This is a genomic window from Streptomyces sp. NBC_01384, from assembly GCF_045040035.1.
Lineage (GTDB): Bacteria > Actinomycetota > Actinomycetes > Streptomycetales > Streptomycetaceae > Streptomyces.
Genome location: NZ_CP109559.1, coordinates 4,688,530 through 4,714,869, shown reverse-complemented (window position 1 = coordinate 4,714,869; position 26,340 = coordinate 4,688,530). Strand labels below are relative to the sequence as shown.

At 71.1% G+C, this 26,340-nt stretch carries 22 protein-coding genes; 14 read left to right on the top strand and 8 right to left on the bottom strand.

Translation table 11 applies throughout. The features are described 5' to 3' along the window. Nucleotides 1-2 precede the first annotated feature (2 nt). Entirely contained in the window at nt 3-593 is a 591-nt protein-coding gene (locus OG747_RS21540; protein ID WP_405880969.1) for a TetR/AcrR family transcriptional regulator, read from the top strand. Nucleotides 594-660: 67 nt separating this feature from the next. Here the strand turns inward: OG747_RS21540 and OG747_RS21535 are convergent, their stop codons facing one another. Next, complete coding sequence (locus OG747_RS21535; protein ID WP_373558965.1) at nt 661-1,161, bottom strand: Lrp/AsnC family transcriptional regulator; 501 nt, start codon at nt 1,159-1,161, stop codon at nt 661-663. A 174-nt stretch (nt 1,162-1,335) separates the two neighbouring features. On the opposite strand from OG747_RS21535, the gene pdhA (OG747_RS21530) reads away from it, so the two are divergent. From pdhA (OG747_RS21530) to OG747_RS21505, 6 genes are all read left to right on the top strand, one after another. Beyond that, the gene (gene pdhA / locus OG747_RS21530) at nt 1,336-2,502 is read left to right on the top strand and encodes a pyruvate dehydrogenase (acetyl-transferring) E1 component subunit alpha (RefSeq protein ID WP_405880968.1); all 1,167 of its coding nucleotides are present in this window, start codon (nt 1,336-1,338) and stop codon (nt 2,500-2,502) included. Continuing rightward, nucleotides 2,499-3,503, top strand: a complete 1,005-nt coding sequence (locus OG747_RS21525; RefSeq protein ID WP_405880966.1) for an alpha-ketoacid dehydrogenase subunit beta — start codon at nt 2,499-2,501, stop codon at nt 3,501-3,503. Before pdhA (OG747_RS21530) ends, OG747_RS21525 begins: the two co-directional genes overlap by 4 nt. Next, nucleotides 3,503-4,882, top strand: coding sequence for a dihydrolipoamide acetyltransferase family protein (locus tag OG747_RS21520; protein ID WP_405880965.1), 1,380 nt, complete (start codon nt 3,503-3,505; stop codon nt 4,880-4,882). The genes OG747_RS21525 and OG747_RS21520 overlap by 1 nt, the downstream gene beginning before the upstream one ends. A gap of 25 nt (nt 4,883-4,907) precedes the next feature. Continuing rightward, the gene (locus OG747_RS21515; protein ID WP_405880964.1) at nt 4,908-5,855 is read left to right on the top strand and encodes an NTP transferase domain-containing protein; all 948 of its coding nucleotides are present in this window, start codon (nt 4,908-4,910) and stop codon (nt 5,853-5,855) included. Further along, nucleotides 5,852-7,207: a molybdopterin molybdotransferase MoeA gene (locus tag OG747_RS21510; protein ID WP_405880962.1), complete on the top strand. Its 1,356-nt coding sequence runs from the start codon at nt 5,852-5,854 to the stop codon at nt 7,205-7,207. Before OG747_RS21515 ends, OG747_RS21510 begins: the two co-directional genes overlap by 4 nt. Nucleotides 7,208-7,492: 285 nt before the next feature. Further along, nucleotides 7,493-8,497, top strand: a complete 1,005-nt coding sequence (locus OG747_RS21505; protein WP_405880961.1) for an NAD(P)H-quinone oxidoreductase — start codon at nt 7,493-7,495, stop codon at nt 8,495-8,497. Between the two features lie 46 nt (nt 8,498-8,543). Here the strand turns inward: OG747_RS21505 and OG747_RS21500 are convergent, their stop codons facing one another. Next, on the bottom strand, nt 8,544-9,035 hold the full coding sequence (locus tag OG747_RS21500; RefSeq protein WP_405880960.1) for a hypothetical protein: 492 nt from the start codon (nt 9,033-9,035) through the stop codon (nt 8,544-8,546). Nucleotides 9,036-9,229: 194 nt separating this feature from the next. On the opposite strand from OG747_RS21500, the gene OG747_RS21495 reads away from it, so the two are divergent. Next, the gene (locus OG747_RS21495; protein WP_405880959.1) at nt 9,230-9,772 is read left to right on the top strand and encodes a bacterial proteasome activator family protein; all 543 of its coding nucleotides are present in this window, start codon (nt 9,230-9,232) and stop codon (nt 9,770-9,772) included. Between the two features lie 85 nt (nt 9,773-9,857). Here the strand turns inward: OG747_RS21495 and OG747_RS21490 are convergent, their stop codons facing one another. Continuing rightward, entirely contained in the window at nt 9,858-11,501 is a 1,644-nt protein-coding gene (locus tag OG747_RS21490) for a protein kinase domain-containing protein (protein ID WP_405880957.1), read from the bottom strand. A 354-nt stretch (nt 11,502-11,855) separates the two neighbouring features. Between OG747_RS21490 and OG747_RS21485 the strand changes: the two genes are divergently transcribed. Next, nucleotides 11,856-13,424 carry a protein kinase domain-containing protein gene (locus OG747_RS21485; RefSeq protein WP_405880956.1) on the top strand — a complete coding sequence of 523 codons (1,569 nt, stop codon included), beginning with the start codon at nt 11,856-11,858 and terminating at the stop codon, nt 13,422-13,424. A gap of 128 nt (nt 13,425-13,552) precedes the next feature. On the opposite strand, the gene OG747_RS21480 is transcribed toward OG747_RS21485, so the two are convergent. From OG747_RS21480 to OG747_RS21470, 3 genes are all read right to left on the bottom strand, one after another. Next, complete coding sequence (locus OG747_RS21480; protein ID WP_405880955.1) at nt 13,553-14,623, bottom strand: phosphotransferase; 1,071 nt, start codon at nt 14,621-14,623, stop codon at nt 13,553-13,555. A gap of 103 nt (nt 14,624-14,726) precedes the next feature. Continuing rightward, nucleotides 14,727-15,149, bottom strand: coding sequence for a pyridoxamine 5'-phosphate oxidase family protein (locus OG747_RS21475; RefSeq protein ID WP_405880954.1), 423 nt, complete (start codon nt 15,147-15,149; stop codon nt 14,727-14,729). A 161-nt stretch (nt 15,150-15,310) separates the two neighbouring features. Beyond that, nucleotides 15,311-15,973: a response regulator gene (locus OG747_RS21470; RefSeq protein ID WP_405880953.1), complete on the bottom strand. Its 663-nt coding sequence runs from the start codon at nt 15,971-15,973 to the stop codon at nt 15,311-15,313. A 380-nt stretch (nt 15,974-16,353) separates the two neighbouring features. On the opposite strand from OG747_RS21470, the gene pdhA (OG747_RS21465) reads away from it, so the two are divergent. Genes pdhA (OG747_RS21465) through OG747_RS21455 form a run of 3 tightly spaced genes read left to right on the top strand, consistent with a single transcriptional unit; the run spans nt 16,354 to nt 20,076 of the window. Next, nucleotides 16,354-17,604, top strand: coding sequence for a pyruvate dehydrogenase (acetyl-transferring) E1 component subunit alpha (pdhA, locus tag OG747_RS21465; RefSeq protein WP_405880952.1), 1,251 nt, complete (start codon nt 16,354-16,356; stop codon nt 17,602-17,604). 2 nt (nt 17,605-17,606) lie between these two features. Continuing rightward, nucleotides 17,607-18,587, top strand: coding sequence for an alpha-ketoacid dehydrogenase subunit beta (locus OG747_RS21460; protein WP_405880951.1), 981 nt, complete (start codon nt 17,607-17,609; stop codon nt 18,585-18,587). A gap of 10 nt (nt 18,588-18,597) precedes the next feature. Further along, nucleotides 18,598-20,076 (top strand): dihydrolipoamide acetyltransferase family protein, encoded by a 1,479-nt coding sequence (locus OG747_RS21455; protein WP_405880950.1) that lies wholly within the window; start codon nt 18,598-18,600, stop codon nt 20,074-20,076. 479 nt (nt 20,077-20,555) lie between these two features. On the opposite strand, the gene OG747_RS21450 is transcribed toward OG747_RS21455, so the two are convergent. Then, nucleotides 20,556-21,458 (bottom strand): D-alanyl-D-alanine carboxypeptidase family protein, encoded by a 903-nt coding sequence (locus tag OG747_RS21450; RefSeq protein ID WP_405880949.1) that lies wholly within the window; start codon nt 21,456-21,458, stop codon nt 20,556-20,558. 234 nt (nt 21,459-21,692) lie between these two features. Here OG747_RS21450 and OG747_RS21445 point away from each other — a divergent pair, with 234 nt between their 5' ends. Both OG747_RS21445 and OG747_RS21440 read left to right on the top strand, forming a co-directional pair. Further along, nucleotides 21,693-22,367: a GntR family transcriptional regulator gene (locus tag OG747_RS21445; RefSeq protein WP_405880948.1), complete on the top strand. Its 675-nt coding sequence runs from the start codon at nt 21,693-21,695 to the stop codon at nt 22,365-22,367. Beyond that, on the top strand, nt 22,364-23,668 hold the full coding sequence (locus OG747_RS21440) for a nitrate/nitrite transporter (protein WP_405880947.1): 1,305 nt from the start codon (nt 22,364-22,366) through the stop codon (nt 23,666-23,668). Before OG747_RS21445 ends, OG747_RS21440 begins: the two co-directional genes overlap by 4 nt. Nucleotides 23,669-23,790: 122 nt before the next feature. Here OG747_RS21440 and OG747_RS21435 read toward each other — a convergent pair whose 3' ends face one another. Further along, the gene (locus OG747_RS21435) at nt 23,791-26,316 is read right to left on the bottom strand and encodes an N-acetylmuramoyl-L-alanine amidase (protein WP_405880946.1); all 2,526 of its coding nucleotides are present in this window, start codon (nt 26,314-26,316) and stop codon (nt 23,791-23,793) included. Nucleotides 26,317-26,340 lie beyond the last annotated feature (24 nt).

The window sequence follows — 26,340 nt, the reverse complement described above, 5'->3', positions numbered from 1 at the left end:
TCATGACCACCGCCAAGCGCGACACGTACACCCCCGAGACCCTGCTCTCCGTCGCCGTCCAGGTCTTCAACGAGCGCGGCTACGACGGCACCTCCATGGAGCACCTCTCCAAGGCCGCCGGTATCTCCAAATCGTCGATATACCACCACGTCGCGGGCAAGGAGGAGCTGCTGCGCCGCGCCGTCAGCCGGGCCCTCGACGGCCTCTTCGGGATCCTCGACGAGGAGCACGCGCGCGTGGGGCGTGCCGTGGAGCGCCTGGAGTACGTCGTACGGCGCATGGTCGAGGTACTCACCGCCGAGCTGCCGTACGTGACCCTGCTGCTGCGCGTGCGCGGCAACACGGACACCGAGCGCTGGGCCCTGGAGCGGCGCCGCGACTTCGACCACCAGGTCGCCGAGCTGCTGAAGGCCGCGGCCGCCGACGGGGACGTACGGGGCGACGTGGAGGTACGGCTCGCCACCCGGCTGGTCTTCGGAATGATCAACTCGATAGTGGAGTGGTACCGGCCGGACGGGCGGGGCATGAGCGAGCGGGAAGTCGCCGACGCGGTGGCGCAGTTGGTTTTCGGAGGGCTCCGAAAGGAGTCCTGAACGCCCGCGATCGCCGGCGGATCAGCCCTGCCGGTCGAGCCGGTCAGCCCTGCCGGTCAAGAGGGGCTCAGCCCTCCGGTTCCAGATCCTCCTCCTCGAACACCAGCAGCGTCCGCGTGCTCAGCACCTCGGGGATGGCCTGGAGCCGGGTGAGGACCAGCTCGCGCAGCGCCCTGTTGTCCGGCGTGTGCACCAGCAGCAGTACGTCGAAGTCGCCGCCCACCAGCGCGATGTGGGAGGCCCCGGGAAGCACCCTGAGCTGCTCGCGGACCGTGCGCCAGGAGTTCTGCACGATCTTGAGGGTGATGTACGCCGAGGTGCCCTGCCCGGCGCGTTCGTGGTCGACGCGCGCTCCGAAGCCGCGGATCACGCCGTCCTCGATGAGCCGGTTGATCCGCGCGTAGGCGTTGGCGCGGGACACATGGACCCGTTCGGCCACGGACCGTATCGAGGCGCGGCCGTCCGCCTGGAGCATCTGCAGGATGTCCTGATCGATGGCGTCGAGCGGGCGGGCGGGTGGCGGGACGGGGCCGGCCTCCGGCGGCTCGGCCATTTGTTCAGGTGCCATGTCCCCCCGCCTCCCTACCATGGACGTACTGCGTCCATCTCAGGCTGTGCAGAACCGTTTGTCCACAGCCTGGCCGTGCCTGTAGCCAAAATGTGCCGACGACCGAACAATCGGTAGGTGAGGCGCCTCACACTCGTGACGCGTCCGAAGCCGCTCCCACGAGGAGGTGCCGTCATGACGGTCATGGAGCAGCGAGGCGCTTACCGGCCCACGCCGCCGCCCGCCTGGCAGCCCCGCACCGACCCCGCGCCGCTGCTGCCCGACGCGCTGCCCCACCGCGTCCTCGGCACCGAAGCGGCCGCGCAGGTCGACCCGGGTCTGCTGCGCCGGCTCTACGCGGAGCTGGTGCGCGGCCGCCGCTACAACGCGCAGGCCACCGCCCTCACCAAGCAGGGCCGCCTTGCCGTCTACCCCTCCAGCACCGGTCAGGAGGCCTGCGAGGTCGCCGCCGCGCTCGTCCTTCAGGAGCGCGACTGGCTCTTCCCGAGCTACCGCGACACCCTCGCCGCCGTCGCCCGCGGCCTGGACCCCGTCCAGGCCCTGACCCTCCTGCGCGGCGACTGGCACACCGGGTACGACCCCCACGAGCACCGCATCGCGCCCCTGTGCACCCCCCTCGCCACCCAGCTCCCGCACGCCGTGGGTCTCGCGCACGCCGCCCGCCTCAAGGGCGACGACGTGGTCGCGCTCGCCCTGGTCGGCGACGGCGGCACCAGTGAGGGCGACTTCCACGAGGCGCTGAACTTCGCCGCCGTCTGGCAGGCCCCGGTCGTCTTCCTCGTCCAGAACAACGGCTTCGCCATCTCCGTCCCGCTCGCCAAGCAGACCGCCGCCCCCTCCCTGGCCCACAAGGCCGTCGGCTACGGCATGCCCGGGCGACTGGTCGACGGCAACGACGCCGCCGCCGTGCACGAGGTGCTGAGCGACGCCGTGCGCCACGCGCGCGCGGGAGGCGGTCCGACCCTCGTCGAGGCCGTGACGTACCGCATCGAGGCCCACACCAACGCCGACGACGCCACCCGCTACCGCGGCGACGCCGAGGTCGAGACCTGGCGCGCACACGACCCGATCGCCCTCCTGGAACACGAGTTGACCGAGCGCGGCCTGCTCGACGACGACGGCATACGGGCCGCCCGCGAGGCCGCCGAGACGATGGCCGCGGACCTGCGCGCGCGGATGAACCAGGACCCGGTGCTCGACCCCATGGACCTCTTCGCCCACGTCTATGCCGAACCCACTCCGCAACTGCTCGAACAGGAGGCGCAGTTGCGCGCGGAGCTCGCGGCCGAGGCCGCATCGGGGCCGGAATCCGGGGCCGCGTCGGAAGGTACGGGCCGATGACCACCGTCGCGCTCAAACCCGCCACCATGGCGCAGGCCCTCACGCGCGCGCTGCGCGACGCGATGGCCGCCGACCCGGCTGTCCACGTCATGGGCGAGGACGTCGGCACCCTCGGCGGAGTCTTCCGTGTCACCGACGGACTCGCCAAGGAGTTCGGCGAGGACCGCTGCACGGACACCCCGCTCGCCGAGGCGGGCATCCTCGGGGCGGCCGTCGGCATGGCCATGTACGGGCTGCGGCCGGTCGTGGAGATGCAGTTCGACGCGTTCGCCTACCCGGCGTTCGAGCAGCTGATCTCGCACGTGGCCCGGATGCGCAACCGCACCCGCGGCGCCATGCCGCTGCCGATCACCATCCGTGTCCCGTACGGCGGCGGCATCGGCGGAGTCGAACACCACAGCGACTCCTCCGAGGCGTACTACATGGCGACTCCGGGGCTCCATGTCGTCACGCCCGCGACGGTCGCCGACGCCTACGGACTGCTGCGCGCCGCCATCGCCTCCGACGACCCGGTCGTCTTCCTGGAGCCCAAGCGCCTGTACTGGTCGAAGGATTCCTGGAACCCCGACGAGCCGGGGGCCGTTGAACCGATAGGCCGCGCGGTGGTGCGGCGCTCGGGCCGCAGCGCCACGCTCATCACCTACGGGCCGTCCGTGCCCGTCTGCCTGGAGGCGGCCGAGGCGGCGCGGGCCGAGGGCTGGGACCTCGAAGTCGTCGACCTGCGCTCCCTGGTGCCGTTCGACGACGAGACGGTGGCCGCGTCCGTGCGGCGGACCGGCCGCGCGGTCGTCGTGCACGAGTCGGGCGGGTTCGGCGGCCCCGGCGGGGAGATCGCGGCCCGCGTCACCGAGCGCTGCTTCCACCACCTGGAGGCGCCGGTGCTGCGTGTCGCCGGCTTCGACATCCCGTATCCGCCGCCGATGCTGGAGCGGCACCACCTGCCCGGCGTCGACCGGATCCTGGACGCCGTGGGGCGCCTGCAATGGGAGGCGGACAGCTGATGGCCCAAGTGCTCGAGTTCAAGCTCCCCGACCTCGGGGAGGGCCTCACCGAGGCGGAGATCGTCCGCTGGCTGGTGGAGGTCGGCGACGTCGTCGCCGTCGACCAGCCCGTCGTGGAGGTCGAGACCGCCAAGGCGATGGTCGAGGTCCCCTGCCCCTACGGGGGCGTGGTCACCGCCCGCTTCGGCGAGGAGGGAACGGAACTGCCCGTGGGCTCGCCCCTGCTGACCGTCGCGGTCGGCGCGCCGGCCTCCGGCGGCGAGGAGGAGGGCTCCGGCAACGTACTGGTGGGGTACGGCACCGGGGCGCCTCCGGCGCGGCGCAGGAGGGTACGCCCGCAGCGGCCCGACCCCGCGGGAGGCCCCAGCGGTGCCTCTCGCGCCACGGGCCCGGCAGAGCCCGCCCCAGGCGCGCCCGCCGTGGAGAGCGGGGACGGGCCCGTGCCGGTGATCTCCCCGCTGGTGCGCCGGCTCGCCCGCGAGAACGGCGTGGATCTGCGGGAGGTGAGGGGCTCAGGACCCGACGGGCTCATTCTGCGGACGGATGTCGAGCACGCGCTGCGCGCGGCGACCGGGCGGGCGCGCCCGCCCGCTGTGGCGTCGGCCCTCGAGGTGCTGCCACCCGTCCCGCCCGTCGTCCACGAGGCGGCGGCACCCGTGTTCCGGCCCGCGCAGGCGCCCGCTCCCGCACAGGGCGCCCGCATCCCCCTCCGCGGCATCCGCGGCGCGGTCGCCGACAAGCTCTCCCGCAGTCGGCGCGAGATCCCCGACGCGACCTGCTGGGTGGATGCCGACGCCACGGAACTGATGCACGCGCGCGTGGCGATGAATTCCACCGGCGGCCCGAAGATCTCCCTCCTCGCGCTGCTCGCCCGCATCTGCACCGCCGCCCTGGCCCGCTACCCGGAGCTCAACTCCACGGTCGACATGGAAGCCCGCGAGATCGTCCGACTCGACCAGGTCCACCTGGGCTTCGCGGCGCAGACCGAGCGTGGCCTCGTCGTTCCCGTCGTACGGGACGCCCACGCGCGCGACGCGGAGTCGCTGAGCGCGGAGTTCGTCCGGCTCACCGAGGCCGCGCACACGGGGACGCTGACGCCCGCGGAACTCACGGGCGGCACCTTCACCTTGAACAACTACGGAGTGTTCGGCGTGGACGGCTCCACGCCGATCATCAACCACCCCGAGGCGGCCATGCTCGGCGTCGGCCGGATCGTCCCCAAGCCCTGGGTGTACGAGGGCGAGCTGGCCGTGCGGCAGGTCGTCCAGCTTTCGCTGACCTTCGACCACCGGGTGTGCGACGGCGGCACGGCGGGCGGCTTCCTGCGCCATGTGGCGGACTGCGTCGAACAGCCGGCGGTACTCCTGCGTTCCCTGTGATCGAGGCGGCACGCATACTCGGGGGATGACCGCGTACGAGCCGCCGGGCACCCCCGGCCCCGCCGCCCCGTACGAGCCACCGGGCACCCTGGGTCCCGTTGCCACGTACGACGCCGTGGTGCTCGCGGGCGGCGCCGCCCGCAGGCTGGGCGGCGCGGACAAGCCCGGCCTGCGCGTGGGCGGGCGCCCGCTCCTCGACCGGGTGCTCGCCGCCTGCGCCGGTGCCACTGCCACGGTGGTCGTCGCCGAGCCCAGGGCGACCGCGCGCCCGGTGGCGTGGGCCCGCGAGGACCCGCCCGGCGGGGGGCCGCTCGCGGCGCTCGACGCCGGACTGCGGAGCACCACCGCGGAGTACGTCGTGGTGCTCTCCGCCGACCTGCCGTTCTTGGACGACGGGACGGTACGGCGCCTGCTGAGCGCCCTTCGGGCCGGCGGCGCACCCGAGGACTCGGCGAAACCCGAAGGCGTGCTGCTCACCGACCCCGACGGCCGCGACCAGCCGCTCGTGGCCGCCTACCGCGCGGGGGCCCTGCGCCGGGAGCTGGCCGAGCTCGCCGCCGCGCACGGCGGACTGACCGGGCTGCCGCTGCGGCGCCTCACCGCCGTGCTCGACCTCACCCGCATCTCCGACCCCGTCGCGTCCTTCGACTGCGACACCTGGGACGACATCGCCGCCGCCCGGGCACGTATCAGGGAGCATGGGCACGTGTTGGATGAATGGATCTCCGCAGTCAAGGACGAGCTGGGCATCGACCTGGACGTCGATACCGGCGTGCTGCTCGACCTGGCCCGCGACGCCGCGCACGGTGTGGCCCGGCCCGCGGCACCGCTGACCACGTTCCTCGTCGGGTACGCCGCCGCGCGGGCCGGGGGAGGCCCCGAGGCCGTGGCCGAGGCCGCCCGCAAGGCCGCCGCGCTGGCGCTCCGCTGGGCGGACGAGGACACCCCCGACGCCAAGCCGGACGCCGGATGAGCGTGCCACGCGCCCGACCGGCCGGCCAGGACGCCGACGACCTCGACGTGGAGGAGGCCCTGGCCTTGGTCAAGGACCCCCGAGGCGCGGCCGTCCCCGCGCCCACCCCCGAGGGCGAGAGCCACGCGCACGCCCCCAAGGACAGCCGGCACCACAAGGCCACCCCCTGGCCCGGGGCCCGTACGACCGCCGAGCGGGCCGCCCGTTCCACCCCGCGCCGTGCCCCCGTCTCCGTGCCCCTCGACGCCGCCCTCGGCCTGGTCCTCGCCGCCCCGCTCACCGCGCTCACCGACCTCCCCTCCTTCGACACCTCCGCGATGGACGGCTGGGCGGTCGCCGGACCCGGCCCCTGGGACGTCCGCGAGGAGCGCGTGCTCGCGGGCCACGCGAAGCCCGAGCCGCTCACCGACGGTGAGGCGGTGCGGATCGCCACCGGCGCGCGCATCCCTCAGGACGCCACCGCCGTGCTGCGCAGTGAGCACGGGCGCCTCGACGACAAGGGGCGGCTGCACGCCACCTTGGAGGCCATGCACGGGCAGGACATCCGCCCGCGCGGCCAGGAGTGCCGCAGCGGCGACCAACTCCTTCCGCCCGGCGCCCTGGTCACCCCCGCCGTACTCGGCCTCGCCGCGGCCGCCGGATACGACACCCTCACCGCCGTCCCCCGCCCCCGCGCCGAAGTCATCGTCCTGGGCGACGAGTTGCTGACTGAGGGACTCCCCCAGGAGGGCCTGATCCGGGACGCGCTCGGCCCGATGCTGCCGCCCTGGCTGCGCGCGCTCGGCGCCGAGGTCGTCGCGGTGCGCAGGCTCGGCGACGACGCCAAGGACCTGCACAAGGCGATCACCCGCTCCGACGCCGACCTGATCGTCACGACCGGCGGCACCGCCGCGGGCCCCGTCGACCACGTCCACCCCACCCTGAGCCGCATCGGTGCCCAACTCCTCGTGGACGGCGTCAAGGTCCGCCCGGGCCACCCCATGCTCCTGGCCCGCACCAAGGAGAACCAGCACCTCGTCGGCCTGCCCGGCAACCCCCTGGCGGCCGTCTCCGGCCTGCTCACGCTCGCCGAGCCCCTCCTGCGCACCCTGGCGGGACGCACGGCCCCGGAGCCGTACACGCTGCCTCTGAAGGACGCGGTGCACGGGCACCCGTACGACACCCGGCTCGTCCCCGTCGTGGTGCGTGCCGACCGGGCCGTGCCGCTGCACTACAGCGGTCCGGCCATGCTGCGCGGTATCGCGGCGGCCGACGCCCTCGTGGTCGTACCGCCCGGCGGCGCCCACCCGGGCCAGGAACTGGAGCTCCTGGACCTGCCCTGGGCGTTGGCCGGTATCGGGGGGCATGCCTGACCTGAGTCGGGGCATGAACCGGACGGTATGCCGGACCGATGAGTGTTTCACGTGAAACATCCGGGCCATGATGCGATCGCCCGTCTCCAAGACGGTCGAGGCGGCGACCGCCGAGGGGTGTGCGGGGTCGTCGAGGACGCGACGCGCGGCGTGCGGGTCACCCCGAGCACCCGGGTGGTACCGGACACCCGGCCGGTGCCCAAGGCGTAGTCAGTGGTCGCGACCCGTTTCCCGCGGGAGACGGGGCCGCGCCCCGTCCCGTCCCGCAGGAGTAGCGTCCCTCTCATGTACGCGATCACCATTCCTGAACCTGGTGGGCCCGAGGCGCTGGTGTGGGACGAGGTCCCGGACCCCGTGCCCGGCGAGGGTGAAGTGCTCGTCGAGGTGGTGGCCAGTGCCGTCAACCGCGCCGATCTGATGCAACGGCAGGGCTTCTACGATCCGCCGCCCGGCGCCTCCCCGTACCCCGGTCTCGAGTGCTCGGGCCGGATTGTCGAGATCGGGCCCGGTGTCTCCGGGTGGACCGTCGGCGACGAGGTGTGCGCGCTGCTCGCGGGCGGTGGATACGCGCAGAAGGTCGCCGTCCCGGCCGGGCAGCTGCTGCCCGTGCCCGAGGGCCTGGACCTCAAGCAGGCGGCCGCCCTGCCGGAGGTGACCTGCACCGTCTGGTCGAACGTCTTCATGATCGCCCACCTGCGCCCCGCCGAGACCCTCCTCGTGCACGGCGGCTCCAGCGGCATCGGCACCATGGCGATCCAGCTCGCCAAGGCCGTCGGCGCGAAGGTCGCGGTCACGGCGGGTACCAAGGAGAAGCTCGACGTCTGCGCCGAGCTCGGCGCGGACATCCTCATCAACTACCGCGAGCAGGACTTCGTCGAGGAGATCGACCAGGCCACGGACGGCGCCGGTGCCGACGTCATCCTCGACAACATGGGCGCCAAGTACCTCGACCGGAATGTGCGGGCCCTCGCGGTCAACGGACGGCTCGCGATCATCGGCCTGCAGGGGGGCGTCAAGGGCGAGCTGAACATCGGTGCGCTCCTCGCCAAGCGCGCCGCGATCAGCGCCACCTCGCTGCGCGCCCGCCCGCTCGGCGAGAAGGCGGCGATCGTCGCGGCCGTACGCGAGCACGTGTGGCCGCTGATCGCCTCCGGTCACGTACGCCCGGTCATCGACCGCGAGCTGCCGATGAGCGAGGCCGCGGCGGGACACCGGGTCCTGGAGGGGAGCGGTCACATCGGGAAGGTACTGCTCGTCGCTCCCGACCAGGTCCAGGTCGACCAGGTCTAGTTAGGTCGACCAGGTCGACGGGGCCCGGCGCCGCGGAGTGATCCGCTCAGCTGCGCCGCAGGCGCAGGGCGAAGAAGGCCAGGCCCAGGCCCAGGCCGATGAGGATCAGCCCGCTGCCGAGGGGCAGGATCCGCAGCACCGGTTCCGAAGCGGTGCCGGGGCGCACGACGTGCTGCTCGGCGGGGACGGCCGCGTGCCGCGACGCCTCGGGGGTGACGGTGGCCTCCGGGCGGTCCGGGACGGCGCTCTCTCCGGACTCCGCCGGCTCCCCGGTCTCGCCGGCCCCCGCGGTCTTCCCGGTCTCTCCGGTCTTTCCGGTGGGGTCGCGGTCCGTGTACGTCGGCGCGGTGTCCTCGTCGCCCGCGCCGTCGTCCTCGTCCCGCCGCGCGGGCTTCTCGCGCCCCGGCCGCGCACGGCCCTCACCCGCGCCGCTCCCCGCGCGGGAGGCGCCCGCGGTCGGGACCGGCTGGGTGGGGCCCGAGGCAGCGTACGAAGGGGGTAACGCGCCGGTTGCCAGGACCAGCAGCAGTCCGGCCACGCGCAGCGCGCCAGGGCATGGTGTGTGGCATGGAGTCACGAGGGTGCCCCCTCCCGATGAGGAGTTCCATGATCAATGGGGCAAGCCTCACATGCCGCCTCCTTCCTGGCATCTCGACGATCGCCCGGATGGTGGATCACGCTACGCGGGGGCCACCACCGTGATGGGGTGTAGGGGTGCGAGAGAATGGCGGCATGGAGATGCCGAGGAGCGAAAGGTCGCCGGAGAACCCCCAGATCCTGGTCGTGGGCCAGGACGGGATGGCTCTCGGCGGCACCGGTGACGAGGACTCCCGCGAGGTCCCGGTGACAGAGATGGTCGAACAGCCCGCCAAGGTCATGCGTATCGGGAGCATGATCAAGCAACTTCTCGAAGAGGTGCGCGCCGCACCTCTGGACGAGGCGAGCCGGGTCCGGCTCAAGGAGATCCACGCCAGTTCCGTGAAGGAGTTGGAGGACGGCCTGGCGCCCGAGCTGGTCGAGGAGCTGGAGCGGCTCTCGCTGCCCTTCACGGACGAAGCGATTCCCAGCGACGCCGAGCTGCGCATCGCGCAGGCCCAGCTGGTGGGCTGGCTCGAGGGCCTCTTCCACGGGATCCAGACGGCGCTGTTCGCCCAGCAGATGGCGGCCAGGGCCCAGCTGGAGCAGATGCGCCGCGCGCTCCCGCCGGGGGTCGGCGGTATGGACGGCGACGAGGACCCGCGCGCGGGCAGCCGCTCGGGCGGCCCGTACCTGTAGCCCCGGACCGCACCGCATCCGAAACGGGCCCGGCACGAGAGTGCCGGGCCCGCTGTCCGCGTCGATCCTCCGCAGGCGCCGATCGTCAGGACGGGTTGCCCGTCGAGACGCTCAGCTCGATCTCCGGCATGTTCTTGGGGTCGACGTCGTAACCCGCGGACGGGAACTGGTCCATGACCGTGTCCTGGCCGTAGGTGCTCTCGTCGACGTTCTTGATCTTCATCTGCCAGCCCGCGGCCTGGAAGCAGGACTTCACGGACGCCAGGTTCTTGTACTGGAAATCCGGGATCTGGATCTTGTGCGGGTCGTTGTACGACTCCTGCGGATCCGTGCACTTCTCCTTGTCGATCGTCTTCGACGTGTCCGGACCCTTGTGCCCCGCAGCCACGGACGGCGACTGACTGGTGGTGGTGCCGCCTCCTCCTTGGTTGTCGCCGTTGCCGCCGTTCAGGGCGAGGGCGGTGATCAGGCCGCCGACGGCGACGAGGGCGACCACGATCGAGCCGATGACGACTGCCTTGTTGCCCTCGTTGCCCTGGCGGCCGCCGCCCGGGACGGGGGCCGTGGACTGGGGCATGAGGTGGTACGGCGGCGGGGTCGACACGCCCTGCTGCGGGCCGTAGGCCGTGCTCTGCGGCGGCGCCTGATAGCCGCCCTGCTGCGGATAGCCGTAGGCGGGAGCAGAGGCCGGGAACGGCGCGGGCGTCGGGGCCGGCGGACCGTACGGACCGGGCTGGTACGGCGTCTGTACGGGGCCCGGGGCCGGCATCGCCCGGTCGACGGGCGGGAAGACGGCGGAGGCGACGCCCGCGCCGTTCGACGTCCTGGCTCCCGGCACGATGCTCGGCGCCGCGGCCTGCAACGACTGGGCCACGCGCAGGCACTCGTCGCGCATGGTCTCGGCGCTCGGGAAACGTTCGTTCGGGTTCTTCTTCAGCGCGCGGGCGACCAGCGCGTCCACCGCCGGGGGCAGCGAGCGATTGATCGAGGAGGGCGCGACCGGCTCCTCCTGGACATGCGCGTACGCGATGGCCAGCGGCGAGTCCGCCTCGAACGGCAGCCGCCCGGTGACCAGTTGGAACAGCATGATGCCGACGGAGTACAGATCGGATCTGGCGTCCACGCCTCTGCCGAGCGCCTGCTCCGGCGAGAGGTACTGCGGGGTGCCGACGACCATGCCGGTCTGCGTCATCGAGGTGACACCGGACTGCATGGCGCGGGCGATGCCGAAGTCCATCACCTTGACGACACCGCGCTTCGTCATCATCACGTTGCCCGGCTTGATGTCCCGGTGGACCAGGCCCATCTCATGGCTGATCTCCAGGGCCGCCAGCACGTCCACGGTGACCTTCAGGGCCTTGTCGGCGGGTATGGCGCCGTACTGCGCGATGTCCTGGTCGAGCACGGAGCCGAGCGGGCGGCCCTCGACGACGATGTACGGAGTCGTCGCGCCGCCCAGGTCGTCCTCGCCGGTGTCGAAGACGGAGACGATGTTCGTGTGCGTGAGTTTCGCCACCACCTGGGCCTCACGGCGGAAGCGCTCGCGGAAGGCCTGCTCGCGGCCGAGCTCGGTGTGCAGTGTCTTGATCGCGACCTGGCGGTCGAGCACCGAGTCGTACGCGAGATGCACCGAGGCCATGCCGCCCTCGCCGAGCAGATCGCGCAGCTGGTAGCGGCCGCCGGCGACCGCGCGCCGCGCGTACCGGCCCTGTGCGCCGTCCTGGCTCATGTTCTGCGTCCCCCATCGGCGCAGCGGCAGCGGCCGATCGGCCCCCGCGGTCCGTGATCGATCTGTGTTTCGGTGATCGATTGGCTGATTCCCGGCCAAGTCTGCCGTAGGGCACTTACACGTCAAGCGCGGTGCCCGTTCCGTGACCGTCTGCGAAAGAAGCGTCGCGGAAGCGTTACAGGTGACGTGCGGGCGGTGCACAGAATTTGCACGTGGGTACCTGTGACGGGTTTGATGACCGGTCCATCTCACTTCCATCTCGGGCCGGAGCCTTGCGCAAAGCCTGTAGCGTGGCCCGACGGAGACCGTAACAACCACCGCGCAGACCGCGGGCAGAAACGACGGCGAGGACTGATGGCACAGCAGCAGCGCGCTCAGGGCCCGTCCGACCCCGAGGCGACTGGCGGCGGTATGTCAGATGCGCCGGAGATGTGGGGTAACGGCGGACTTGTGGGGGACGGCCGGTATCGGCTGACCCACAGACTAGGCCGGGGCGGCATGGCCGAGGTGTTTGCGGCCGAGGACGTGCGCCTCGGGCGCACCGTGGCGGTCAAGCTGCTCCGCTCCGACCTGGCCGAGGACCCGGTGTCCAAGGCCCGCTTCACGCGTGAGGCACAGTCGGTGGCCGGACTCAACCACCATGCCGTCGTCGCCGTGTACGACTCGGGCGAGGACGCGGTCGGCCACGGAGTCGTCCCGTACATCGTGATGGAGCTCGTCGAGGGCCGCACGATCCGCGATCTGCTGATCAACGCCGAGGCCCCCGGGCCCGAGCAGGCGCTGATCATCGTCTCCGGTGTCCTGGAGGCGCTCGCCTACTCGCACCAGCACGGCATCGTGCACCGCGACATCAAGCCGGCGAACGTGATCATCACGAACACCGGCGCCGTGAAGGTGATGGACTTCGGCATCGCGCGCGCCCTGCACGGCGCGCAGTCGACGATGACCCAGACCGGCATGGTCATGGGCACGCCGCAGTACCTCTCCCCGGAGCAGGCGCTGGGCAAGGCCGTCGACTACCGCTCCGACCTGTACGCGACCGGCTGTCTGCTCTACGAACTCCTCGCGCTGCGGCCCCCGTTCATCGGCGAGACGCCGCTGTCGGTGGTCTACCAGCACGTCCAGGACATCCCGGTGCCCCCGTCGGAGGTCGCGCAGGGGGCGCCGCCGGAGCTCGACGGGCTCGTCATGCGCTCGCTCGCGAAGGAGCCGGACGACCGCTTCCAGACCGCCGAGGAGATGCGCGGCCTGGTCCAGTACGGCCTGCAGATGCTGTACGACCAGGGCAGTCACACCGGCACCTGGAACACCGGCCCGGTCACCATGCACGAGGGGCTGCACACCCCGGCGTCCGGCTTCGCCGGCACGACCGCCCTACCGCACCCCGGTGACGCCGGCACCACGCAGATCCCGGCGCCGATCATCCCGCCGTACGGCAGCGGCGGGGACGACGGCGGCTTCGAGGGGCATGGCAACCACGGCAGCGGCCGCGGCAAGCTGTGGATCCTCGCGGTCCTCGCGGTGATCGCGATCGCGGCGGGGGTCGCGCTCGCGCTCCACAAGACGGGTGGCAGCGGCAGCGGCGGCGGGACCGGCACGACCCAGTCGCCGACGACCACGCCGTCCAGCAAGGACGACCAGTCCAGCGCGAGTCCCAGCGACGAGTCCACGGACACCGCGACGGACACGTCCACGGACGACAGCACCAACACGGGCGGCGGTTCGCACTACACCCCGTCGTACACACCGTCCCCGAGCTACACGAGCCAGCCCTCGGACGAGCCGTCGGATCCCGCCACGGAAACGACGCCGACGAACACGGCGTCTTCGCAGCCGTCGACCGGGACGAGCAGTGAGCCGCCGGTGTCGCAGGGTCCGACGGACGGCGGCGGCGACACCGCGGGCGACACGTCAGGTCCTTGAAGGACACCGACCGAAACGCCCCCCACGCGCGCGTGAAGCCCAAAACGGGCGCCACGCGCGCGTGGTGTTTTCCGCCGCTCGGTCCGCTCCCGGGGCAGCCCGCTCCCCCGGGGCAGTCCGCCCCCGGGTCAGCCCGCGAACGCCTCGCACACCGCGTCGTACTCCCGTGTCCACCACACCGCCAGCGCCGAGGCCGCCGGGAACTGCGGGTCGGCACGGGTGTCGCCGCGCTCGTAGTGCCAGCGCAGCATCCAGAAGTCGTTGAGGCGCTCCCACCACACGCGGTGTACGGCGGCCGCGAGTTCGGAGGGGGTGGCGCCCGCGGTACGCCGGTACGCGCGCGCGTAGGCCCGCACCTTGGCCAGGTCGAGTGTGCCGACGGGACGTACGAAGAAGATCACCGCGGCGCGTACCGCCTCCTCGGCGCGGGGATGGACGCCCAGTCGGTCCCAGTCGACGATCGCGGCCGGTTCGCCGTCGCGGTAGAGCAGGTTGAACGGGTGGAAGTCGCCGTGCACCCAGCCCACCGAACCGCCCTGCGGGGGCCGTCGGTCGGCGTGCCGCTCCAGGAGGGCGCGCCGCTCCAGGAGCCGGTGCAGGGCCAGTTCGTCGAAGGAGTCGCAGGGGCGGTGACGGCGCACCTGGGCGAGCAGGCGGTCGATGAGCGCGAAGGTGTCGGCGGGGTCGGCACCCCGGGCCGGATCGGCACCCTCGGCACCCTTTGCGTCGGAACCGGTGGCCCCGGTCGGCCCGGCGCCCTCGGCCGGTGCCGCCGGAGCCCGGCCCTCCGTCGGCATCACCCGTTCCAGACTCGCGTGGACGACGCCCAGGAGCGCCCCCAGCCGCGCGCACTGCTGCGTGGTGAGCTGACCGCCGTGCCGGTGCCGGCCGTCGATCCAGGGGTGCAGCGCGTACGCATGGCCCCCGATGACGGCGACCGTGCGCCCGTCTGCGCCGGTCAGCGGTGGCGCGACGGGGACGCCGAGGTCGGCCAGGCGCTGGGTCGCCCGGTGCTGGCGGTCGATCGCGACCGGGTCGGCGGTCTCGGGGTCGAAATGGTGCTTGAGGAAGTAGCGGCCGTGGGTGGTGCGGAGCCGGTAGCCGCGGTTGAGCAGCCCCTGTTCGACCGGGTCGCAGGTCAGCGCGGACCCGGCGGCGTACTGGCGGAGGAGGGCGCCCAGAGGGGGAGTGTGAGACACCAGGGGTGGTATGGATGAGCGCGGCACGCGCCAGATGCTAGGGCACGAGCCGGGCCCCTGACCTGGCACATGTCACAGACAGTCGTCTTCGATCACAGAGTGGTCACAGGACGTGCTGGAACTGCCGTTCCAGGCCGTCGTCCAAGGAGTGCACGGTGGAGAACTGGGGCTCGATGCCCAGATAGACCGGGTCGAAAGGCTCGCCGTCCACGAGCCGCGGTGGGGGACCGAAGAACTCCCGGTGGGCCGCGGTCGGCTCGACGGTCTCGCACCGGCCCACGATCTGTACGGACCACAGACTCTCGCCGGACCGCGCGGAACCAAGGTTGTCGGTGCCGTACGCGACGACGTTCCCGGCGCAGGCCCGGTGGTACCCCCAGCCCCGGTGCATGCGCAGCAGCACACGGCCGTCCATCACGACGTGGCGGGCGGAGGCGAGTAAGGGCATGGCGCGCATGCTGGTGGCCACCCGGCCGTGGTCGGTGCGGCCGATCAGTTCCACGGCGAGGTCGTCGTCGATGGGCATGCCCCCAAATCTCCGGCACCCCGAAGGTCCCGAAAAGAGGCGCCCGCCCCCAGAGGAGGGGCCATAAGTCCCGAATAAGTCACCGATCCTGTCACCGATCCGCGTAAGTCACCGATCCGTGCCGGTGCTGATCGGCGATGTACTGATCGGCGATGTGCTGATCAGTGATGCTGCTTTTCCGCCTGAATGCGCGCTACATAAGCGGCCGCCTGGGAACGCCGTTCCATGCCCAGTTTGGACAGCAGGCTCGACACGTAATTCTTGATCGTCTTCTCGGCGAGATGCAGCCGCTCGCCGATCACGCGGTTGGTGAGCCCTTCGCCGATCAGGTCGAGGATCTTGCGCTCCTGCTCGGTGAGGTGCGTGAGCCGGTCGTCGCTCTTGGGACCGCCGCCGCGCAGCCGCTTCAGGACCTGGGCGGTGGCCACCGGGTCGAGCAGGGATTTTCCGGCCGCGACATCGCGTACGGCGGAGAGCAGTTCATTGCCGCGGATCGCCTTCAGCACATAGCCCGAGGCGCCCGCCATGATCGCGTCGAAGAGGGCCTCGTCGTCGGCGAAGGACGTCAGCATCAGGCACTTGATGTTCCCGTTCTGGGACCGGATCTCGCGGCAGACCTCCACGCCACTGCCGTCCGGGAGCCGTACGTCGAGCACTGCGACGTCCGGGCGCGCGGCCGGAATCCGTATCAGCGCGTCGGCCGCGGTACCGGCCTCGCCGACCACCTCGATGTCGTCCTCCACCGAGAGCAGCTCATGGACGCCCCGGCGCACCACCTCGTGATCGTCGAGGAGGAATACGGTAATTTTCCCTTTTTCGGGCACAAAGTTAGTGTCACACGCCACCCCTGGCCCCGCCCGGGGTGAACTCTTCCCGTGCCTGGGGTCACCGGGATAACGTGCCCGTGTTCCGGCCCCTTGCAAGGCTGCGACCAGTGCTGTGACCAGCGACTGTTCCCGACCTGTGCGCATTACTTGGAAATCCGACTAAAAAGTAGTGGGAAGTCCAAGCAAAAACGCAGGTCAGGAGGGGTTTCACAGAAATGTGGAGCACTGGGTAACGTTGCCGTTGCAGGGCGCTCGCCGGGGCACCTGTCACGCCTGTTCCCGGTCGAGTGCACCCACCCCGTGCACGGGTACTTGGAGCAGGCGAGCCGCACTGGCCACCCGGCAACCCCGGGGGCCGGACCGACGGAGGAGCACACGTGACCGTGGAGAGCACTGCCGCGCGCAAGCCGCGACGCAGCGCCGGTACGACCGCTGCGAAGAGCGGCGCCGGTACGACCGGTACGAAGAGCGCCGCGAGCAAGCGCACCAGCGCGGCCGGCAAGAAGTCACCGGGCGTACCCGGCGCACCTGGCGCATCGGGCACCGGTCCCGAGCTCATCCAGCTGCTGACCCCGGAAGGCAAGCGGGTCAAGGACGCCACGTACGACCCGTACGTCGCCGACATCACCCCCGAAGAGCTGCGCGGTCTGTACCGGGACATGGTGCTGACCCGCCGCTTCGACGCCGAGGCCACCTCCCTGCAGCGCCAGGGCGAGCTGGGTCTGTGGGCCTCGCTGCTCGGCCAGGAGGCCGCCCAGATCGGCTCCGGGCGGGCCACCCGCGAGGACGACTACGTCTTCCCGACCTACCGCGAGCACGGCGTCGCCTGGTGCCGCGGGGTCGACCCGACCAACCTGCTCGGCATGTTCCGGGGTGTGAACAACGGCGGCTGGGACCCCAACAGCAACAACTTCCACCTGTACACGATCGTCATCGGCTCGCAGACGCTGCACGCCACCGGCTACGCCATGGGCATCACCAAGGACGGCGCGGACTCGGCCGTGATCGCGTACTTCGGGGACGGCGCCTCCAGCCAGGGCGACGTAGCCGAATCGTTCACCTTCGCCGCGGTCTACAACGCCCCGGTCGTGTTCTTCTGCCAGAACAACCAGTGGGCGATCTCCGAGCCCACCGAGAAGCAGACCCGCGTCCCGCTCTACCAGCGCGCGCAGGGCTACGGCTTCCCGGGCGTCCGGGTCGACGGCAACGACGTCCTCGCCTGCCTGGCGGTCACCAAGTGGGCGCTGGAGCGGGCCCGCCGCGGCGAGGGCCCCACGCTCGTCGAGGCGTACACCTACCGCATGGGCGCGCACACCACCTCCGACGACCCGACCAAGTACCGGGCCGACGAGGAGCGCGAATCCTGGGAGGTGAAGGACCCGATCCTGCGCCTGCGCACGTATCTCGAAGCTTCAAACCACGCGGACGAGGGATTCTTCGCGGAACTTGAGGCCGAGAGCGAGGCGTTGGGCAAACGAGTACGCGAAGTCGTACGGGCCATGCCGGACCCGGACCACTTCGCCATCTTCGAGAACGTGTACGCGGACGGGCACGCGCTCGTCGACGAGGAGCGGGCCCAGTTCGCCGCCTACCAGGCGTCGTTCGCGGATGAAGGGGAGGGCAAGTAGCGATGACCGCGGAAAAGATGGCGCTGGCCAAGGCGATCAACGAGTCGCTGCGCACGGCCCTCGACGCCGACCCCAAAGTCCTGATCATGGGCGAGGACGTCGGCAAGCTCGGCGGTGTCTTCCGGGTCACCGACGGGCTGCAGAAGGACTTCGGCGAGGACCGGGTCATCGACACCCCGCTCGCCGAGTCGGGCATCGTCGGCACGGCGATCGGCCTCGCCCTGCGCGGCTACCGTCCGGTGGTGGAGATCCAGTTCGACGGTTTCGTCTTCCCGGCGTACGACCAGATCGTCACGCAGCTCGCGAAGATGCACGCGCGGTCGCTCGGCAAGATCAAGCTTCCCGTCGTGATCCGGATTCCGTACGGCGGCGGCATCGGCGCGGTCGAGCACCACTCCGAGTCCCCCGAGGCGCTGTTCGCGCACGTGGCGGGCCTGAAGGTGGTCTCCCCGTCGAACGCGTCGGACGCCTACTGGATGATGCAGCAGGCCATCCAGAGCGACGACCCGGTGATCTTCTTCGAGCCCAAGCGGCGCTACTGGGACAAGGCCGAGGTCAACAAGGAAGCGATCCCCGGACCGCTGCACAAGGCGGTCGTGGCGCGTCAGGGCAGCGACCTGACCCTCGTCGCCTACGGCCCCATGGTGAAGGTCTGCCTGGAGGCCGCCGCGGCCGCCCAGGAAGAGGGCAAGTCGATCGAGGTCCTGGACCTGCGCTCGATGTCGCCCCTCGACTTCGACTCCGTCCAGGCCTCGGTCGAGAAGACCCGCCGCCTGGTCGTGGTGCACGAGGCCCCGGTGTTCCTCGGTACGGGCGCGGAGATCGCCGCCCGCATCACGGAGCGGTGCTTCTACCACCTGGAGGCACCCGTCCTGCGGGTCGGCGGCTATCACGCCCCCTATCCGCCGGCGCGCCTGGAGGAGGAGTACCTTCCGGGCCTGGACCGGGTGCTCGACGCCGTCGACCGCTCGCTGGCGTACTGAGGAGAGGGTCGTGACGACGATGACTGAGAACGCGTCGGGGCTCCGCGAGTTCAAGATGCCCGACGTGGGCGAGGGGCTCACCGAGGCGGAGATCCTCAAGTGGTACGTCCAGGCCGGTGACTCCGTCACCGACGGCCAGGTCGTCTGCGAGGTCGAGACCGCCAAGGCCGCCGTGGAGCTGCCCATCCCGTACGACGGTGTGGTGCGCGAACTCCGCTTCCCCGAGGGAACGACGGTGGACGTGGGCCAGGTGATCATCGCGGTGGACGTGGCCGGTGGATCGGCTCCCGCCGCGGAGCCCCCGGCCCCCGCCGCCGAGCAGGTCCCCGCCGCCCCTGCCGCTCCTGCCGCTCCTGCCGCCCCTCCCGCCCCTGCCGCTCCTTCCGAGGAGCCCAAGCCCGAGGGCCGCACGCCGGTCCTCGTCGGGTACGGGGTGGCCGAGTCCTCCACGAAGCGCCGCCCCCGCAAGGGCACCGAGGTCCCGGCCCAGCAGCCCGAGACGTTCCTGGCGGCCACCGCGATCCAGGGCGAGCTCAACGGCCACGGCCACGGCCAGCAGCAGCGTCCCCTTGCCAAGCCCCCCGTCCGTAAGCTGGCCAAGGACCTCGGCGTCGACCTGACGACGATCACACCGTCGGGCCCGGACGGCATCATCACGCGCGAGGACGTGCACGCGGCGGTGGCCCCCGCCCAGGCTCCGGCCCCGGTGGTGGAGCCGGTTCCGGCCGCCCCCGCCCAGGCCCCCGCCCGCCTCCAGGCACCGGCCCCGGTCGTCACGTACGACACGGCACGGGAGACCCGTATCCCGGTCAAGGGGGTCCGCAAGGCCACCGCCGCCGCGATGGTCGGCTCGGCGTTCACCGCGCCGCATGTCACCGAGTTCGTGACGGTCGATGTGACGCGCACGATGAAGCTGGTCGAGGAGCTGAAGCAGGACAAGGATCTCGCGGGTCTCCGCGTGAACCCGCTCCTGCTCATCGCCAAGGCCCTGCTGGTGGCGATCAAGCGCAACCCGGACGTCAACGCGTCCTGGGACGAGGCCAACCAGGAGATCGTCCTCAAGCACTACGTCAACCTGGGCATCGCCGCGGCGACCCCGCGTGGCCTGCTCGTCCCGAACATCAAGGACGCGCACGTCAAGACGCTCCCTCAGCTCGCCGAGGCACTGGGCGAGCTGGTGGCCACGGCCCGCGAGGGCAAGACCTCACCGGCCGCGATGCAGGGCGGCACGGTCACGATCACGAACGTCGGCGTCTTCGGCATCGACACCGGCACGCCGATCCTCAACCCCGGCGAGTCGGCGATCCTCGCGGTCGGCGCGATCAAGCTCCAGCCGTGGGTCCACAAGGGCAAGGTGAAGCCGCGCCAGGTGACGACGCTGGCGCTGAGCTTCGACCACCGCCTGGTCGACGGCGAACTGGGCTCGAAGGCCCTGGCCGACGTGGCGGCGATCCTGGAGCAGCCGAAGCGGTTGATCACCTGGGCGTGAGCCAAGGGGTATGAGCCAAGGACAGGGGGCCGTTTCCCTGAGAGGTGCTGTCGGGGATCCCGGCGGGGCCCCGGCGAGTGGCCGTTGAGTCTCAGCGACACGCCGTGAGCCACGGCGTGTCGCTGAGACTCTCAGGACATTTACGTCGCCTACGTCGCCCGACACGTTCGCCGACAGCATGCTGCGGGGTGCGTGCGTGCAGGGAAACAGTCGACGCAGGCCGAGGCCGCCGAGGCGCTCACCGCGTCCACTCCCAAAGTTGCGAAGATCGAGCGTGGGCAGATACCGATGCGCGACCCGGATGCCCGGGCCGCGTCACCGGGCGTGGACCGCACATGCCCGGGCTTGAACTCGGTCAGGGAACGCGACGAAGGGGGCCTGCCGCGGTCAGCGGCGGACCCCCTTCGTCGTATGCCGGGAGTGTTTCCCTTGTCCGGGAGTGTTTCCCGTATCCGGGAGTGCCTCCCTCGCGCCTGGGGCTACTGGGCGAAGCCGTAGTTCAGGAGCTTCGTCGCGTCCGTGGCGCGCTGGGGGATCGAGGTCGACGCGAGGACCGTGCCGATGATCGTCTTGCCGTTGCGGGTGGCGGCGAAGACGAGGCAGTACTTGGCCTCGGGGCCGGAGCCGGTCTTCACGCCGATGGCGCCGCTGTAGCTGCTGAGCAGCGTGTTCGTGTTGGTCCACGCCGCCATGGTGCGGATGGTGCCGGTCTTCGTGACGGTCTTCGCCGTGTACGACTTGGTCTTCACGACCGTGCTGAACGTGGCGTTCTTCATCGCGCTGCTGGCGAGCTTCGTCAGGTCGCGCGGCGTCGAGTAGTTGGTGCCGGTGCCGGTGCCGATGCCGTCGAACGAGTCGAACTTCGTGTTCGTCATGCCGAGGCTCTTCGCCGTGGCGTTCATCTTGCCGATGAACGACGCCACGCGGGCGGCACGCGTCGTGCCCGAGCCGAACTTGTCGGCGAGCGCGTACGCGGCGTCGCAGCCGGACGGCAGCATCAGCCCGTAGAGAAGCTGACGGACGGTGACCTTGTCACCGACGATCAGGTGGGCCGAGGACGCCGTGTTGGCGACGATGTAGTCGCTGTACGCCTTCTGGATCGTGACCTTGGCGTCGAGGTTCAGGTTCGGCTGCGCGAGCACGACCTTGGCGGTCATGATCTTGGTGGTGGAACCGGTGGAACGCTTGGTGTCCGCAGCCTTGGTGTACAAGGTCTTGGCCGTGCCGTTGTTCATCACATAGCCGCCCGCGGCGACGATCGTGGGCGTCGTGACGGCCCCTGCGGGGACGGCCCCGAACGCTCCGACCGCCAGCACGGCGCCGGTGGTGACGGTGACAGCGGCGGCTCGGCGGATACGCTTGCCCTTAATGCCGGTAATCAAAATTAACGCTCCGAATGCGCGAAATGCCCCTGGGAGAACGGCACATGGCAGTGCCGTCTTACGTACGGACTCTCGACACCCTCAAAGGGATGCACTGAAAGGAGGGTTGGTTCGTGTGACGTGGGTTACGTCAGGAGGCTATAGGTGGTTGTGTGAGGGGCCTTTGGGGGGTGCGCCGGTCCGCATCCTGGACGGCGCACGGACATGCGTACGTGTTGTATCTATGATGTGCGCATGCCTGCCGCCCCGTCCGTGTCCGCTCCGCCCGCCATCAAGCAGCCCCCCGCCGCCGACCGTGTCTACGCCCACGTCAAGCAGGGTGTCCTGGAACGCCGTTACGAGGGCGGCACGCTGCTCACCGAGGGCGAGCTCGCCGAAGCCGTGGGGGTCTCGCGCACGCCGGTGCGCGAGGCGCTGCTCCGGCTCGAGGTCGAGGGCCTGATCAAGCTCTACCCGAAGAAGGGCGCGCTCGTCCTGCCCGTCTCCGCGCAGGAGATCGCGGACGTGGTCGAGACGCGGCAACTCGTGGAGGAGCACTCGGTCCGCAAGGCCGTACCGGCGTCGCCGTACCTCATCGCGCGCCTGGAGGAACTCCTCGCCCAGCAGAAGGAACAGGCCGCCGCGGGCGACCTGGCCGGCGCCGCCGTCACCGACCGCTGCTTCCACGCCGAGATCGTCCGCAGCGGTGGCAACGAGATCCTCGCCCGGCTCTACGACCAGCTCCGCGACCGGCAGTTGAGGATGGGCGTCGCCGTCATGCACGCCCACCCCGACCGGATCACCAAGACGCTCACCGAGCACGAGCAGATCCTCGAAGCGCTGCGTTCCGGCGACGCGGAGGCGGCGATCGGCATCGTCCACCGGCACGTCAGCTGGTTCTCGAACCTGGCGCGGGGAGAGGTCCGATGAGCTCCCACTCGGCCGTGTCGCTCCCGGGAGATCCGCCCGGCGGTCGCCGGGCCATCGGCGTCTGGGGCATCGGCGTCTCCGTCTACTTCGTCGCCGTCATCTTCCGTACGTCGCTGGGGGTGGCCGGGCTCGACGCCGCGGACCGCTTCCATGTGAACGCCTCCGCCCTCTCCACCTTCTCGATCCTCCAGCTCCTCGTCTACGCGGGCATGCAGATACCGGTGGGTCTGCTCGTCGACCGGCTCGGCACGAAGAAGGTGCTGACGATCGGCGTCCTGCTCTTCACCGCGGGCCAGTTGGGCTTCGCGTTCTCCCCTTCGTACGGGATGGCGCTGGCCTCGCGCGCGCTGCTGGGCTGTGGGGACGCCATGACGTTCATCAGCGTGCTGCGGCTGGGCACACGGTGGTTCCCGGCGCGACGCGGTCCGCTGGTCGCGCAGCTCGCCGGGCTGGTGGGCATGGCGGGCAACCTGGTCTCCACCCTCGTCATCGCGCGGCTGCTGCACGGGGTGGGGTGGACGGCGGCGTTCGCGGGCAGCGCGTTCGCCGGAGTCGTCGTCCTCGTACTTCTCCTCCTGTTCCTGAAGGACCACCCCGAGGGACATGAGCCGGAGCCGTTCCCGCATCAGGGGGCCGCGTATGTGCGGCGGCAGATCGTGGTGTCCTGGCGGGAGCCCGGTACGCGCCTGGGGATGTGGGTGCACTTCACGACCCAGTTCCCCGCGATGGTCTTCCTGCTGCTGTGGGGCATGCCGTTCCTGGTCGAGGCGCAGGGGTTGTCGCGGGCGACGGCCGGTGAACTGCTGACGCTCGTGGTGCTGTCCAACATGTTCGTGGGTCTCGTCTACGGGCAGATCGTCGCCCGGCATCACGCGGCACGGCTTCCGCTGGCGCTCGGGACGGTGACGGCGACGGCGGTGGTCTGGGCGAGTGCGTTGGCGTATCCCGGCGACCGCGATCCCATGTGGCTGCTGGTCGTGCTGTGCACGGTGCTGGGGGCCTGCGGCCCGGCTTCCATGATCGGGTTCGACTTCGCGCGGCCCGCGAATCCGCCCCAGCGGCAGGGGACCGCGTCCGGGATCACGAACATGGGTGGTTTCGTCGCCTCCATGACGACGTTGTTCGCGATCGGTGTGCTGCTGGATGCGACCGGGGACAACTATCGCGTCGCGTTCTCGGCGGTGTTCGTCCTTCAGGCGGTGGGGCTGAGCCAGATCTTCCGGTTGCGGAAGCAGGCGGCGCGGAGGGAGCGGGAGCGGTTGGTGGCCAGCCGGGTGGAGACGGTGCACGTCCCTGCGTAGCCACCCGGTGTGGGGTTTGGACCACCTCTCGCCCGTAGGTTCGGTCGCGGCACAGACGGAAGGGCCGGCCCAGGAGGGGTTTCCTCCTGGGCCGGCCCTTCACAGTCTCCGGCGCAGGCTGCTCAGCCGATGGTCGTGATGCCGTCGGTGGTGACGGCGGGGCGGCCCGAGGTGCCGACCACGACGATCTTCAGGGTGTGTTTGGCGGAGCTGGACCAGGTCTTGGTCCAGATCGCCTGCCGGTACTGGGTGGTGGAGGACTTCAGGTCCACCGTGGTGACCTTGGTGCCGTCGACGTAGACGTACGCCTGGCCGGAAGTGGAGGCCCGCGAGACTATCCAGGCCACCGAGCGGCCGGTGAAGGTCCAGCTGATCGAGGCCCCGGCGGACGAGGAACTGTAGGAGTAGCCGCCCAGGTAACTCGTGCTGCTCTTGTGGCTCCAGCTACCGGTCCGGGTGGTGGAGGTCTCCTGGATGACGTACGGCGTCCGGTAGACGGAGGTGCCAGCGGTGTTGCCGGCCACGTCGTACGCCTTCAGGGCGAACAGGTCCGAGGTGCCGGGCTTGGCGGTGGTCGCCCAGGAGGTCACGGTGGGGCCGAAGGTGGCGGAGTACGGCGAGGTCGCCAGGACCTTGGCGAGCGCCGCGGTGTCGGCGGCCTTCCAGGTCACCGTGACCGGGACCGCCGTGGAGTTCACCGTGCCGGTACGCACGCTCACCGTGGGAGTGGTCGGGAAGGTGGGCGCGGTGGTGTCGCCGACCAGGGTGACCGAGCCGGACAGCGTGGTCGACCCTCGGACGTGGGTGGCACGCACCTGGACGGTGTGGCTGCCCGCGGCGACCGAGACCGAGGCGGAGCGGGCGGAGCCGGAGGTGTGCGCCACGGCCTTTCCGTCGACCAGGACGTCGAACCCGGAGATCACCGCCGACGGCGTGGAGGCCGTCCAGCTCACCGTGGCCGAGCCCCTGGTGTAGTAGCTCGTCCCGGACTTGGCCGCCCCGCCGGACATCCCGGTGACGGCGACACCACTGACCGGGCCGGACGCGTAGGAGCGGATTGCGGCCAGGGCGTTGTAGAGCTGGTTGCCGGGGCAGTCGGTGGCGAAGCCATTGCGGTGCCCGGAGACCACGTTGAACTTGTAGCTCGTGCCCAGGGTGAAGCCGGAACTGTTGGAGGCCCCCTCGGTCAGGGAGGCGGTACCGGTGCCCGGATCCACGCCGGTCATGCCGAACTTCCAGGCCGCGAGCCGGGCGATGGAGCCCAGCATCGCCGTGCTCGGCGTGGCTCCGGTGAAGGTGCTGGCCGTGGAGTCGCCGCCGGTGAAGTCGGTGTACGTGCCGATGGCGGCCACGCCCATGCTGTTGGTGTTGAACCCGTACGTCTGGGCGCCCACGAGCGGCAGCGCCATCCCGCCGAAGCGGCCCTCGAAGATGGTGCCGCACTTGTCGACCAGGAAGTTGTAGCCGACGTCGCGCCAGCCCTGGTTGAGGTGCTCCGCGTAGATGCCCCGCACGATCGCCGGCGAGTCCGAGCAGGAGTAGTCGTTGGTGGTGTCCGTGTGATGGACGAACATCGTCTTCACCGACGTTCCGTACAGCGGGTAGCCGGTGTCCCGGGCGCACTCGTCCGCACCCCAGCCGGCCCTGGTGACCACCGTCGGCGGTGCCACCGTCGAGGTGGTCGTGGCCGGCATCGGGTCCGGCGGGGTTTGCGACGCCGACGCCGAGGCGGAGGGGCCGGCCGAGGAGGTCGGGCAGGACGGGTACGCCTCGGACAGCGTCGGAAGCTGGCTGGGCCAGGAACTCGCGGACGCGCTCGGCGAGGTGGAGGCAGAGGTCCCGGTGGACGGCGAGGCGGAGGCGGAGTCCGTGGCCGTCGCGGTAGCCGTGGTGTCCGCGGGGGAAGCGGAGTCGGTCGGGGCCGCGGTGTCCGGCGTACTGGCACTGCCAGTGGCCGTGTCGGTCGGGGTGCCGCTGTCCGACGTCGTGGCGGTGCCGCCGTCCGTCGGCATGGCGGTGCCGCTGTCCGTCGGCATGGCGGTGTCGGTGGCCGCCACGTCCATGGCGTAGCCCGCCAGCCCCATGCCGGAGCCCGACGCCTCTCCGGCGCCGGTGGCGGCCTTGCCCGGATCGATCAGGTCCACCCGCAGCCCGGCGGGCAGCGCGGTCGCGTGGTGCGCGCCAGTCGCGCGGACCTGGATTCCGTTCGACGGCCCCGACCACATCGGCGACATCCCGCCGCGTACCCCGGGACGGTCCAGCTCGGAAGGGTCGGGAATGTCGTCCGGCTGCTGCAACTTCAGCCACTGCGTCCAGTGGCCGCCCACGGCGGAACGGGTCCGTACCTCCACCGTGCCGCGCAGCTCGGCGTGTGCACCGCTCCAGGTGACGCCCACCATGCTGAACGGAGCCGTGGACCTGGCGCCCAGCGTCTTGAGCGACGCGTCGGTCCCGGTCAGGGGCAGCGAGTGCACATGCGTCTTGATCGGTGCCGACACGGCCGACGCCCCGGTACCGCCGCCCGACTTGACCGCTGCGACGGCCACCGCGGCCACGCCGCCTCCCGCGACGACCGCCCCCAGCGCCACCCACGCGCGCGTTTTCAGCCCACCGCGACGCGCGTGGTCACCCCTGTGTTCAGTTCTCATGCCCCACCCTGAAGGAACGTGGCA